The 12,759-nt window shown below is 51.5% G+C and carries 12 protein-coding genes and 1 pseudogene; all 13 read right to left on the reverse strand.

Going from position 1 to position 12,759, the window contains the following annotated elements; genetic code table 11:
- A pseudogene (locus GT756_RS26240) lies at positions 1–2,413 on the reverse strand (hypothetical protein); the annotation flags it as partial.
- Positions 2,414–2,481: 68 nt separating this feature from the next.
- Positions 2,482–3,114: a hypothetical protein gene (locus GT756_RS15450; RefSeq protein WP_160124881.1), complete on the reverse strand. Its 633-nt coding sequence runs from the start codon at positions 3,112–3,114 to the stop codon at positions 2,482–2,484.
- 55 nt (positions 3,115–3,169) lie between these two features.
- Entirely contained in the window at positions 3,170–3,874 is a 705-nt protein-coding gene (locus GT756_RS15455) for a hypothetical protein (RefSeq protein WP_160124882.1), read from the reverse strand.
- A gap of 1 nt (position 3,875) precedes the next feature.
- Complete coding sequence (locus GT756_RS15460) at positions 3,876–5,294, reverse strand: ubiquitin-activating E1 FCCH domain-containing protein (protein ID WP_160124883.1); 1,419 nt, start codon at positions 5,292–5,294, stop codon at positions 3,876–3,878.
- A complete protein-coding gene (locus GT756_RS15465; RefSeq protein ID WP_004884185.1) occupies positions 5,291–5,623 on the reverse strand; it encodes a hypothetical protein in 333 nt (110 codons plus the stop codon). Before GT756_RS15465 ends, GT756_RS15460 begins: the two co-directional genes overlap by 4 nt.
- Positions 5,620–6,336, reverse strand: a complete 717-nt coding sequence (locus GT756_RS15470) for a hypothetical protein (protein ID WP_160124884.1) — start codon at positions 6,334–6,336, stop codon at positions 5,620–5,622. Before GT756_RS15470 ends, GT756_RS15465 begins: the two co-directional genes overlap by 4 nt.
- Before the next feature lie 2 nt (positions 6,337–6,338).
- The gene (locus tag GT756_RS15475) at positions 6,339–7,307 is read right to left on the reverse strand and encodes a hypothetical protein (RefSeq protein ID WP_160124885.1); all 969 of its coding nucleotides are present in this window, start codon (positions 7,305–7,307) and stop codon (positions 6,339–6,341) included.
- The gene (locus GT756_RS15480; RefSeq protein ID WP_160124886.1) at positions 7,307–7,582 is read right to left on the reverse strand and encodes a hypothetical protein; all 276 of its coding nucleotides are present in this window, start codon (positions 7,580–7,582) and stop codon (positions 7,307–7,309) included. Before GT756_RS15480 ends, GT756_RS15475 begins: the two co-directional genes overlap by 1 nt.
- Positions 7,579–8,304, reverse strand: a complete 726-nt coding sequence (locus GT756_RS15485) for a hypothetical protein (RefSeq protein WP_160124887.1) — start codon at positions 8,302–8,304, stop codon at positions 7,579–7,581. The genes GT756_RS15480 and GT756_RS15485 overlap by 4 nt, the downstream gene beginning before the upstream one ends.
- A gap of 2 nt (positions 8,305–8,306) precedes the next feature.
- The gene (locus tag GT756_RS15490) at positions 8,307–10,193 is read right to left on the reverse strand and encodes a lytic transglycosylase domain-containing protein (RefSeq protein WP_254067480.1); all 1,887 of its coding nucleotides are present in this window, start codon (positions 10,191–10,193) and stop codon (positions 8,307–8,309) included.
- A 123-nt stretch (positions 10,194–10,316) separates the two neighbouring features.
- Entirely contained in the window at positions 10,317–10,919 is a 603-nt protein-coding gene (locus tag GT756_RS15495) for a hypothetical protein (RefSeq protein WP_160124889.1), read from the reverse strand.
- Between the two features lie 3 nt (positions 10,920–10,922).
- Complete coding sequence (locus tag GT756_RS15500) at positions 10,923–11,360, reverse strand: hypothetical protein (RefSeq protein ID WP_047048748.1); 438 nt, start codon at positions 11,358–11,360, stop codon at positions 10,923–10,925.
- A gap of 3 nt (positions 11,361–11,363) precedes the next feature.
- Complete coding sequence (locus GT756_RS15505) at positions 11,364–12,758, reverse strand: hypothetical protein (RefSeq protein WP_155106104.1); 1,395 nt, start codon at positions 12,756–12,758, stop codon at positions 11,364–11,366.
- Position 12,759 lies beyond the last annotated feature (1 nt).

The raw sequence follows: 12,759 nt of genomic DNA on the forward strand, positions 1-12,759 counted from the left end.
TTAATCCCGAGGCAACGTCTGACATATCATCTGGTGAATCCGGGTTTGCATTATTAATGAAATTCTGGAGAACATCCACACCGTCAATTTCACAATAAAAATCCGGATACTTTTCTTTGTAGCGTCGGTTTAACTCTGTCATCTGATTAAAACCAGCTGATCCGGTTGGCTCTCCGGATGAGTTAAATTCAGCCAGAATCACGATTTTCTGACCAATGTTTTTAACATATTCAACCATAGACACCATGTTTTGCATAATCAAATCGGTTTCGCTTAGATTATTTCGCCCAATCCAGAAAATGTTTATGCATTCATCGTGCAGATCAAACTGCGTGTCTTTGGATATACTACCCGTTACGTTAACGGTTGTTATTGGGTACACAAATAAAGGCACTTGCACCGATACAGGAACAGCATCTCCTGCTGTTTCACGGGTAAATACAGCGCTTGTTCCATCCCAGGTAAAAGTGCCGTCAACTCCCGCAAGATTGCCCTTTAAAGCAACCGGAGCAGCCAGGGAGCGGCATGGCCCAGGGACAGCAGGGGTAAGTGTCACCGCGCCACTTGCCGGTATAGATCCACCGACTGGGGCGTAATATGCAGGTGCTCCACCCTGGCGAGCCGCGATAGCATCACTGGTCTGCCCGGCTAGTCCAAAGTTGTAGGTAGGCAACCCGGTAAGCTGGTAAATCCGTCGCAGGAATGCTCCATTGTTAATAAATGAATGACCCCATCCAACGATTTTTTTACGCGCAATATAAGCATGCGGAGTAAAGTCGGGTAGTTGTGCGTAAAACAGGCCTCCCGGAGGAGGGTCAGCACGGTCTGATTGCCACACGATACGATCCAGAACGTCAGGGCGTGGGCTGGTTTCATTGCTCGTCCCGCTCGTTACCTGTATCTGCTGGTTAGTGGAAATATCCATTACGGATACCTGGTACTTACCATTTGAGTCAAGTTCAGACCACGGGCAAAGTTGGTTTGTTTCCTGTGGTTTTATTTGTTGAGTTATTTCCCACGCTTCATCCCAGTTCTTTTTCTTCTCGTTGTACTCTTCGTAATCAATTAGAGTATTATTTTGAGAATCCATTAAAGCAACTTTAGGATTGAATGCGAACTCCGCAGGGTCTCTTATCACTGTCGATGTCGAATACGCGTTAAGGGCATCCCTTTCACTAGCTGTAGGAATGCCATTGGGGTCAACGTTAACACCTTCAACCATTAATGAATCACAATTAATAGCAGGAAACCTTGCGGACGTGAACCATCGTATTTCGGTTCCCTTTATGCCATAAACAAGATTTCCGTTCATATCTTCAAGGATAACGTCAAAACCAAAACCGAACTCAAATTCACCAGTATCATCAGCGGAGCTAAACTTAGTCATATCACTAAAGGCAACGAGATTTTCTTTTTCATCTGGCGAAAGAATTCCGCTTAAATCAACAGGTACACCATTTACAGTTATGACACCTGTTTCAACTGAATCAAACTCAACATCTCCATAAAATTTAAACTTATTACCATTTAAAGTGTAAATTATATTGTGCTCTGCGTCCTCCAAAAGCACATCAAATGGAATTCCGAAATCATACTCTCCATCTTCAGGAAAAATAAAACGAGTGTATTTGTTAAGTCCTGAAAGATTAACTAAAGACTCCCCAACAGGAATTACTACGCCAGTTTCCTGCAACACTCCAGAAATGTTCTGATATTCTGCTGATGATATGGTTTCACCCACTTCCCGGACATAACAACGAGCATTTGCGAGGATATTTCCCGCCGCAACGTCGGCCTGAGCGGCAGCAAGGTTTTCATACAGACGGATAGTGCTGGTTATAGCCGCGGTGCCTGGTTGTTTTGCCTGTAACACGGCCACGCCAGCTTTGTTTTGATACTGCCATGCAGCAGAAAGCGCATCTGGGCCCTGGGCTACCCAGAATGACTGCCCCTCAGTCGTTGCGGCCAGCCCGGCAATCGTGCCATCAGGATCGCTGGCGGTCTTAAAGAACGTGAACTTATTCCGTGCGTAGTCAGAAGCATCACCTGCATACTCTCCAGCCAGCTCCGCTGATGCAGCTGCCTGCTGGGAATATTGAGCGATAATGTTCAGCGTATCCGCCGTCATCATGTTGGCAACCATGTCGTTTGCCGCCCACGCACGAGCCAGCGTTCCTTCCTGTGCACGCTCAATCGTGAAGATGTCCCCAGCCTTGGCTATCACGTTCACGATCTCAACCTGTGAGCCGGTGGCGGCATCGGTGAGAGTGAGTTTAAAGTAGCTCTCGCCTGCCACAGCGTCAGGGAACTCGGCACCAGTTCCAGCGCTAACGATCAGCGACGTGTCGGTAGCGCTGATAGCAGAAGCCAGCGTGCTTTCTGCGTTGTTTGTAGCCAAAAGGGTTAGTGCCATGTCTCCTCCGGGATATAGGCATAAAAAAACCCGCCGAAGCGGGTTATTTTTTGTTGATTACTCTTGTTTTAATATGCGTTTCGTATCGTTGTTGTTGCATCATCAATTCCGTTCTTGCTTAGAATCCAACATGATCTTGCAACATCAGCAAATTGACTTCTTACTTCAGGTGATAACCCTGGCTCTTGGTTAACGTCATTTAACATTTGCTCCAAAGAAATCCCTCGCCTCTGACCGATACCAGCAGCACGGCAAAGGTTCCTTATATACAAATCAAACTCAGCTTGGTCATATTTATTTCTGGCCATAACCAAGTAATAAACGCTATTGAGTTCATTCGATGCATTCATTACTTCCCTGCTTCTAACACATGAAATGTCTTTGTCGCACTTCTGATTATTTAGCCTATCAACCTCTTTTGAATAGTAATCATAAGTGCAACTTTCATCTTTTGAGTTGAAGCAGGTTAAAACAAGACCATTAAGAAATGCTTCATTCTCGCCATTCAAACCAATTAACTCATTCCTTATTTTTGGGAAATTTTGCAATTGACCATTATATGATGGCATCCATTTAATTAAGGCATCTCTTTTTTCTTGCAAAGTTTCAGCAGAAGAGAAATCTCTAGATTTTTTATAAGCATTCGTTCCACATCCAGCAAGAAAAAATGAAATTGTTAATACAAGTATCATTCTTTTCATAACGACCCCGGAGAATTTTATTGACTCATAAATTCTACACTATTAGTGCATTGCATCAATCAATAATCTCAACGGTTACTGTCTGATAGAACGGCATGTGCAGCAGCCCGCTATCCATGGCCTGCTTGAAGAATATGGCAAACTCGAAATCCTCGGTGATCACAAAGGCCGTGTCCTTCTGGTTGTACTTCCTGGAGTTATAGGCCGATGCGTTGTAGATAGCGCTCCGCGTGAACCTGCGGCGCCCCTTATAGATGGATATCACGATCCCGCCATCCACAAACTGGATCGATATACTCCACCGCTGGTCATTGAGGATATCGGTGCCATTCACTCCCAACAGGAACCGCAGAACACGCCGCTTTATCCATGGAATAGAGAAACAGAAGCCGTCACCTTTGTAAAAATTCCAGGTCATGATCCGCTTAAAAAGGTCATCGGAGACAACAACCTGGTTCGACTGGTCAATCACCCGGTACTCATTGAATGCCAGTTGGTTAAATTCGAAGGTGTTATATGGGCCTATCTCCTGCTGTTCGCTGCTGGAAATCACCGGCGGCAACACGCCATAGATGCCATGGGCAATCCACCGGAGCTGGTCACCGGTATTGTATTCACCGATGAAAATCGGCAGGTTGGCATTAACCATCCAGTCATAAATGCCCTGCGCTATCGAGTTATACGCAGTAAAAAACGCCCGCAGATTGTCATCGTCGTTGTATTGCGTATACATATACGACCGGATGATATCGTCCAGCATGCTACGCCCCTGTTACGATCACGCCATCCGACGCGATATAAAAATAACTGAACTTATCGCCGCTGATAATATTCGTCCCGGCATCCGGTGGTGTTATCACACCATTGATGGTGACCACGACGTTTAAAGTGCTGATCAGCCCCATGTCGATTGTCGAGTTAATCGCCTGCAAAAATGCGTCTTTCAGGTTATTAACGTTCAGAGGTTTCCCGGCGAATATGCCGTTCACATACTGAATCGTAGGCGACGAGACCAGAGAGGCGACCGTGGCATCTGTCAGGTAGTTAACACTTTCTGTCCTCCACTGATACGTCACTGTAACCCGCTGCAGCAATGGTGTCACGAACGGGATCACGTAGTTATCAGGCCAGTCATTCACCGTCACGGTATTGTTTCTGAAGTTCGGCGTCACCTCGCCGCCGCCTCCCCAGGTCCCGGATGAAGTGGTGTCAATCCCGATGGAAAAAGTGTGAGTAGACAGTACCGTCACGGTCAGAGGAACGTCATTAATGCCCGTCATCCCGGTAACGCCAGTGATCCGGATAACCTGTCCGTCAGTGTAGCCATGAGTCAGGTCTGTGCTGACGACGCCAGGATTTGCATTCGTGATCCCCGTTACGTTCAGTGAACACCCTTTCAGCCGGCTGATATCCCCCGCCGACTTATAGAGCGCGCCAGCAATATCGTAAATATCACCGCCGGCGCACATGACTATCCACTTATCCCCGTCCTGAATGACAGAAACCAGGCGCGCCTGCACGTTATCAAGGCTGGTGAGATATTGCCGGATAAATCCAGGATATCCCTGAACTGTGGCCATCTGCGCCTGCCATACTCGATCACGAAACTGATAGTTCGTTTCCGGGTCAGCACCCGGAGTACCGGCGATCGGGTTGGTACAGGTGATGGTGACGTCAGAAGGAAGGCTAGTGATTATCTGGTTAACCGTATTTACCGGCACCGCCCAGGTCCCGGTCTCCGTTCCTTCGCATGACACGCTGGCAGATACACCGGACGACGAGATTATCGTAGTATCACTAACGGAATAAGTATGTGTGCCATCAGAAACAATAAACCCCTGTGGGATAACAAACCCAGCCGGGCCGGAAAACTGAACAGGGACTGTTGTCGTGCCAGCCGTTTTCTGCCCAGGGATACCAGCCTGCTGCGCGAGAAGCGCCAGCATGGCGAGGTTAGCCTTTAGCGGCCCCACTGAGTTAATCAGGTCAACCCTCGCCTGATCGCAGACGATAAGCGCGCCGACATCGGTGCTGGCCACGTCTTCAATCAGAGAGCCTGGCAAATCAGTAGTGAGGCCGGGAGATAACGCAATGGCCTGAGAGACGAGCTGTGCTCGTAGCTCTTCCGCCGTCAGAGGCACCGGGCCTGCTGACGTATAGCTGACTGGTAAATCGCTCATACGGCCACCTGTGTAATTATTTTTGAACCTGCGTTTGTGATTGCCGAGATGTTATAAACAGGCGGGTCGTCGCTGATCAGCGCAATCTGCAGCGAGGAAAAATACTGGCTGAACTGTTTCTGAATACGGTTTACGTAATACGTCGGCAGGATTTGCTGGATCACTGACCCGGCGGCCGGGATTCCGTTATTGGCGTAAAATGGCGACTCCTGCGGCGCCAGTTTCAGATTCTGGATCAGGGTGGTCAAATACACCGAGTCATTAAACCCATTTTCGTCGGTTTCCACCAGGACCCACTTCCCCTCAGAGTTTCGGCCATAAGTTCTCACTCGGTGATACTCCCGTTAAACGTTGAAGTCGGCCCCCCGGTATCATTTCCATCGTTGCCGTTTGAATGTTCATGGCTGTTAAGCCAGGCCAGAAGCGACTGCCATCCAGCGTGCATGATTGCCGGGCTGGTACTGGCCACTGAATCCTGCAGGTGACCTGCCTCTCCTGAAAGGCTCCATTTGCTACCGGTCAGTGAGAAAACTGTCCCGCCAACGGTGACGGTGAAGCTGTCAGGTGTGGAAATAGCGATGCTGTCAGGCTTCAGGAGAAACGTCGTGTTGCTGCCGCTGTCGCGCAGCGTTACACCCTCAGGGCCGTATACCGTCACCACCTGCCCGTCGACATCCTGCCACTCGGTATTGCTGATCGGCAGATAAACCAGTGCGCTGAGGTTCGTCGGCTGAGTCAGATCGGCAACGCCGCCACCAAGGCCGCTCATCCCGCCGATATAGGTATCAGCAGGGATCACAATCCCCCGATCTCCTGGCTGCATTGGATAGCGCACGTACTCCGGACCAAAAAGAGGAATAGTTACCTGTGGCAAGGTGAATGGGATATTAGTCAGGCTGAACGAGACAGTGATCATTTTCCCTGACTGCCTGACGACAGTTGCAGGCAATATCTTTCCGACCAACTCCATCGCTTCGGCAATTTTTACCTCAGCGAAATTGTTCATGCTCTTGGCGAAGTTAAGCCGCTGACTTATAGTCACGATCAGGCCTCCTGCGTCACATACGCCTCAAAGATGGTTACCCAGCTTGCAGCGTCTGGCTGCCTGCTGTTTCCTACACATCTGCAGGTCTGCACAGCGAACACGCCGGAAAAGGCGCTTTTACTGCGATACTGAGAATATGATGAGGCCTGCGTTACTGCCATTGCGCCTGCAGGCATCCTCACGTAGTCGCCCACCTGAATATCAGCCCTCATCACGCAGGTGATCATCACCCGGTTGTATTCAATCCACACCGGCTGGCCGACGAGATCGGTAAACTCGAGCTGAATGGGAGTTTTCTTTTTCTCAGTAGCGGCGCTGTCCCATACCCTGATTTCTTTTCCCGGGAACATGGCCATTTCCACGCCGAGATAATTCTCATCACGGATAATGCTACGGCTCAGATTTTTCAGGTTAGACGCAAGTTGCTGCATGGTTGAACAGTAAATCGGCGAATCGTAATTCAGAACCAGTAAATCGCTGATGTTGATATTTATTTTGTATCCTGGGAAGGCGCGTTGAAGCGCAAAAAATAGCGCAACAGACAGCTTTTGCCCCTTTATCCACGGCATTGTAATGTTCGCCGGATTATCCACTGATCCAGCCCCAGCCGTAATAATCATGTCCAGAGACAGATCGAGCCCCTGCCAGTTACCGAATGGTTGTTGAATAATGCCTTCCAGAATCATCCCGCTCTGGGAGGATTTGGCCAGCGGCAAACCTTTCGACATACCGACAAATCCCTTAATGGTCATGCCGAACATGTTTTGCTCTGCCTGCTGCATTTCTTTAATGCTGACGCCATACACCCTTACGAGACTTGACCCTATAGGCGTGGACATTCCATATCGCTGAATGTCGAACTCCACCATCAGGCATCCAGGGTTATAATTGCCATAGGCATCAAGGCTTTTGTATTGGCGGTATAACTTCCCTTTCTGGTCAAAAATCTGGAAATCGTAATACCTCATCAGCTGGTCACCTCAATTACGCCGTTTTGCTCCCGCCAGATCATGGTTGTTCCGGAGAAAACGCCAGCTATCAGATTTATGCCGGCTCCATTGGTAGAGCCCACCGCGGGGGTGTTCAGAATAGTATTGCCGGAATTGTCGGTGATCAGGATGTACCAGCGTTGCGCCGCGATATTCCACTTCACCTGGCAGTTATAAACCGTTCCATCCAGCGTCGGAGTAAAAGCTACGCTCTCTCTTTCATTGCCGGTAAACGTGTAGGTATCCGTCGTCATAGGCCAAACTCCCCGCTCAGCTTACCGATGAGGCCTACTATGTCATTCGCGGCGCCTGACACGGTACCGCCGAGAGAGGTATTCCCGAGGGCTGCGACAGTGTTTGTCCATGACGCATCCGTTTGCCGGGTTCCTCCATTGATTTTGCTCAGGAAACTGTTAACCGCCTGCTCGGCCCCTGTTTCAGATACCAGCGGCTGCTCAAAATCCCATAACCAGGATCGCTGAGGCACAGCCTCATTAAAACTGGTCATGTCCTTAACCGTACGCAATATACAGCCGCTATAAAACAGCGCTGGCGTAGCGACTATATAGGTGCCGCCAAGGTTTGCATGCGCCTGAAGAACAGCTTGCAGCGCACTGAGAGTGACGAATTTTGTCATCGCTCCAGTATTTTCATTCACCGGAGCATCCATCATCAACGTAATGCGCAAAGGCTGAGCAAGTAGCGCGTTAGCGGCAACGGTCTGGTTAGCAAACGGGTATTTGGCGATGTCGTAATCGACCATCGTCCCACCCTGAACCGGCTTCCAGTGGCAAAAATATTTATCGAGGTCAGTAAGGTTGAATGCGCCGCCCAAAAGCCCTGTGACAAAGCTCGCGCTCTGCGTCAAAGCTACAATGGGCAGCATTCCGCCGGGGATGCTCTGCGCAATCCCGTTGCACAGAATCACCGGCGAGACTTCAAAACCCAGCTTATACAGTTCGCGAGTGAATCCCATATCTATCGCACTCCGCTAAGAAGGGCGCCGGAGACAATGGCGTTCCCACCCGTGTTGTTGTAAACGACGATCTCCCTACCGCTATTACCGTGGTTATCGACGATTTGCTGCAGGAGCTGGTTAGTTTTCGAGGTGTTCTTGGCAATCTCTGAACTATCGACGCCGGTAGCATCATTGCTCTTCGGTGCGCCATACATCTCAGCATACTTTTCCCTGATCCTGCCGGGATAAGCCCTGTTTTCTGCACTACCGCGGCGGCTTCCGCCGTTGTAATAACGCAGCGCCTCGTCGAGGTCACCATTCGCGCTCTGCATCGCCCAGGAGAAAACGCGAGCGCCGGCCATGATGTTGTCCCGCGGGTCAAATGGATTTTCTCCCGGCTGGAAGTTGCCAGGCATTACCTGCATTAACCCTTTAGCGCCTGCTTTGCTGACAGCATTCTGATCCCAAGAAGATTCCCCCGCGGTGATGGCTTTAAGCCAGCGCGGGTCGACGTTGTACTTATTGGCTGCATCAAGGAAATACTGGTCATACTCCTTCGGCGCCGTTCCGCTCCAGCTGTAGAGGTGGCGAGTCAGCCATTTCGAAAATGCTGGAGTGTTCGGGTCGCTGAGACCGCCTTTTACGAAGTGGTTTCCGCCGGCATCGGTCTGGACGTCATTATTCAGGAATGAGGACCCGGACTTTATATCGTCCATCGCCGACGATCCGCCATCGAGCCAGCCGAGCACTTTCATGATGACGCGCCCCAGCCGCTCAACGCCCGACATAAACGACTCAACGTCGCTTTTGAACGTCGGCGAAGCCAGGTAATTACCGAACCGCTCAATGCCGCCGGCAAGCGCATCAATCCACTTGCCGAGTTCGGGGGATTTCAGGACCGTATCGATCGCGCCTGACAGCGCATCAGACAGCTTGCTCAGTTGCGGCGTGAGCGGACCCAGGCCACGCACAAACGTGTTTCTGATACTCTGACTGCTGTAGTCGAGCTGGACGTTAAAATCCTGCCACTGGCGCGCCTGCTGGTCGGTAATTTGCAACATGCGCGCATCCTGCTGCGCGCGCTTCTCCATGGCGGTGATCTCCTCATCGCTCATGTTTTTGAAGCGGTTCAGGTCGTCCAGCGTAAAGAAGTTTGTCAGGCCGTGCGCCTGTGCGCCCTGCAGTGTGCTGCCGTTCTGCACAAAGATATCGCGCGCGTTGCGGATCATCTGCGGGAGCAGTTTGGCAGGGTCCTGGTCGGGATTGTTAATCCCCATCGCCTGAAACGTCCAGCGCTTCGACAGGTCCATTTGTGAATCGCGGATAGCGCCCAGCGTCCCCGCCGGATTACCCAGCGCTTTCTGGTAGTTTATAGCGGTGGAATCAAGTGCGCCGATACTCGTCCCAAGCCCGAGAGAAGTAAACCGCTGGGCACCGGTGGTGGCAGCCAGGCGGTTGATGCCAAACAGGCCGCCAACGCCCAGGACGCCGGTAAATATCCCGACAATGCCACCCCAGGAAAGAAGGCTGGCCGTCGCTTCCTTGATGTGACCTGCCAGCGATTTAGCGTCTTTCGTCGCATCACTGAGGAAGCCCTTCGCAGATCGGGTGCTTTTGTTGAATTCGTCCTGCTTTTTCTTCGAGTCTTCCAGGTTGGTATTGAGCCGATCGATACCGCTGTTGATGGTCAGAATGGCCTCGGCCACGGCATTAAACTCTGCGCCTAACTCCTTCGCCTCACCTTTGGCTTTTTCGGTCTGCTTGCTGCTTTCGCCAATACCAACGGCAGCTACCCGCCAGGCTTCCGGTAAATCATCCAGCGCGCTCTGGTATTCGCGAAACCTTTCCATAAACGCGACAAACTTGTCGTCATTTACGTCAATGTCGACGATCGACTTAGCTACCATTGAAGAAACCTCTTTCTTTGAGCGCGGCGAGAAGGTAGCGCTGCCGGTACTGCGCCGGGCTGGCATACTCCTCGCCGGAGATCTCCCTTATCACCTGCCAGAAGCCCTCATTAGACGCCCAGTCTAAGAGGGTATAAATGACGTTTCCGGCGGGGCATTCTGGGTCGGGGTATCGGTATCCGGCTTCGACGTCTGCAACGAATCGCGGAACGCCGTAACGCTCGATGAGGTTAGTTGCCCATCGTACATTTTGATCACCGTTCCCACGGTCGGCGCGATCAGGTTTGCCTTCTGAATAGCAGAGGAAACCATAAAAAAAACCACTTCGCCTTCGACCTCGCGATACTCATCAGGGTCGATAATCCCCTGATTGAATGCCACCTCAAGGGGCGTGGTTTTCCATTGGCCGCCGACGTTATGGATGACGACTGTCAGTCGCTGAATTTCATCAACGAGGGTTAAACTCTTTGGCAGATCAGAAAGTGATTTGCCGTCCTCTAACCGAGCCTCCTGCTCTTGCTTTAACCTTTTTTTCAGCATCATGGCAGCCACGCGCGCCGATCCAAGAGGCCCAACCTGCGTGATGAAGTTGGTAAAAAGATTACCCAGCAACACACAGTATTCCTCTACCACCTCATAGGGGAACGGCGTCACATGCAGGTAGACGATCGAGCCGTCATCACGGGTAATGTTGGTGACCAGATTCAGTTTCTTGTCAATTTTCATGCATTACACCCACATGTTGTCGTTGGTAACCATATAGCCGCTGATGGTTACCACAAAAGCCGGGTCCATCCCGCTGAAAGCCAGCTCATTGAAGTTGACCAGGTAGCAGTTGAGCAGCGTGATATTGCCGAACGTCGTTGCATCCGGCGTCACCACGAGCTCACCCAGCGACGTGTCGGTTAAAAAGCGCTGCCGGTAGCTTTCGCCCAACCCCTGGGTTTTCAGGAGATGCACGGTCAGCGTTACCTGCTGATACGGTGCCTGGCTTCCGACGGTGCCGGTCATCGTAGGGATGATGTCGGTCGCCGGGCCGTCCGGACGCAGGCTAATGCCGTCCTTTGCCAGGTACGACGCCGAGACGTTCAGCGCCGGTGTATCCGTGACGGAAAGAGCCCCGCGTACGCGGTTAAGAAAGCCCTGCGGTACTAATGGGTTCGCCATTTTTTACGCCCCTACAAAGTTCGTTACGTTCACGTTAAACGTGATGGATTCGAAGCCGCGGCGCGGCGTCATGACGGCGCTCAGCCCGTTATATTTGCCTTCCTGGTAATCGGAGGGGTTCAGGCTGTTGTAGTTACTGAACGGAACGGCGTTGATCACGGCGTTGCCGGCGTAAGTGCCTTTGTCATACTCGGTGTTGAAATCTTCCTGCGTCAGCTGCGTGTCAATGACGCGACCGAGGATCAGCCCGTAGCTGATGCCATTACGCAAGGTTTTCAGAGCGCGACGCTGCAGGCGGTCAATGCCCTTCTGCTCGTAGTACAGCGGGTTAACGGTCGTGTTGGAGCCGTTGATGATTTCATTCGCCAGGTCGAGCTCAAGGTTGATCGCCGTCCACGCCACCGAATACCAGTAGTTGAACGGGTTACCATCGAGCATGCGGCCGGTGAACAGCACTTTGTTACTGAGCCCACCTTCGGCGCCGGTGCCGATGTAGTTGATGTTGCTGTCCTGCAGCGATTTCAGCAGCGCGCTGTTGCCTTCCAGCGGGTATTCAGTCAGGCCGTACATAAAGCGGTACGACATCGGCGGCACCATGTTGCTCGACCCCGGGTCGTTTGCCAGGGACGACTGGAACGGGCCGGCCATGGAAAACTCGCTCGCCGGAATATCCGGAGCCTCGACGCCGGCAAAGACAGTTTTGTTTTTCGTCGCAGTCCACGCTTCATAGGTGGCGATCGTCGAGGTGACAAAGAAGTAAACCAGGCTTCCCGGTGAGGTATAAAGCCCGGTCAGGGTTTTAAATTCAGCAACCGAATCCCATTCTCGCGGTACCAGATAGGAGAAAAACTTCTGGTAGGTGTTGCCCAGGGAGACGTCTTCAGCGATGAAGCTTGTCAGCGCTGCGACAGCTGCCGTCATGGACACGGCACCAAGCTCCAGAACATAAACAGCCCGCGTTTTACCCTGGGCCCAGAACGAGGTATTCATCTGGGAAATTTCGGTCTGTACTACCGTTTTTACCGTACCCATTGCCGTTGCGGTACCGGGGTTGGTCGTCAGCGGATAGGTGAAAGTGTTGGTACCTGTCACCGTTGCGGTATAGGCGCCATTGTAACCCGCTGGAGTCGCTCCGGAGATGATCACCGGGACCTGTGATCCGTTAGTCCATCCGTGAGCGGCAGCCAGCGTGACGGTTACCACGCCAGTAGCCCAGGCGAGCGTTGAGATAGTCTTCGCCGGTGCGAGGATGTCGGCCAGGTCGGTTTCGCTGGTCAGCAGCTGATATTCACCGGCATTCAGCGTCGTGCCGCCCATAGAAATCATCGCCCCGGACTTTAACAACTGCGAGGGCTTCGGCGGATTCGTCACCGACACGTTAATATTAACAATTGCCATT

Source organism: Klebsiella sp. Q2 (assembly GCF_009900705.1).
Classification (GTDB): domain Bacteria; phylum Pseudomonadota; class Gammaproteobacteria; order Enterobacterales; family Enterobacteriaceae; genus Klebsiella; species Klebsiella quasipneumoniae.

Excerpts from the sequence above, each read along its gene's own strand:
- GT756_RS15485 (WP_160124887.1), bottom strand. The coding sequence starts at position 8,304 with ATGGGATTCACTCGCGAACTGTATAAGCTGGGTTTTGAAGTCTCGCCG.
- GT756_RS15455 (WP_160124882.1), bottom strand. The coding sequence starts at position 3,874 with ATGCTGGACGATATCATCCGGTCGTATATGTATACGCAATACAACGAC.
- GT756_RS15500 (WP_047048748.1), bottom strand. The coding sequence starts at position 11,360 with ATGGCGAACCCATTAGTACCGCAGGGCTTTCTTAACCGCGTACGCGGG.
- GT756_RS15450 (WP_160124881.1), bottom strand. The coding sequence starts at position 3,114 with ATGAAAAGAATGATACTTGTATTAACAATTTCATTTTTTCTTGCTGGA.
- GT756_RS15495 (WP_160124889.1), bottom strand. The coding sequence starts at position 10,919 with ATGAAAATTGACAAGAAACTGAATCTGGTCACCAACATTACCCGTGAT.
- GT756_RS15475 (WP_160124885.1), bottom strand. The coding sequence starts at position 7,307 with ATGAGGTATTACGATTTCCAGATTTTTGACCAGAAAGGGAAGTTATAC.
- GT756_RS15480 (WP_160124886.1), bottom strand. The coding sequence starts at position 7,582 with ATGACGACGGATACCTACACGTTTACCGGCAATGAAAGAGAGAGCGTA.
- GT756_RS15460 (WP_160124883.1), bottom strand. The coding sequence starts at position 5,294 with ATGAGCGATTTACCAGTCAGCTATACGTCAGCAGGCCCGGTGCCTCTG.
- GT756_RS15490 (WP_254067480.1), bottom strand. The coding sequence starts at position 10,193 with ATGGTAGCTAAGTCGATCGTCGACATTGACGTAAATGACGACAAGTTT.
- GT756_RS15505 (WP_155106104.1), bottom strand. The coding sequence starts at position 12,758 with ATGGCAATTGTTAATATTAACGTGTCGGTGACGAATCCGCCGAAGCCC.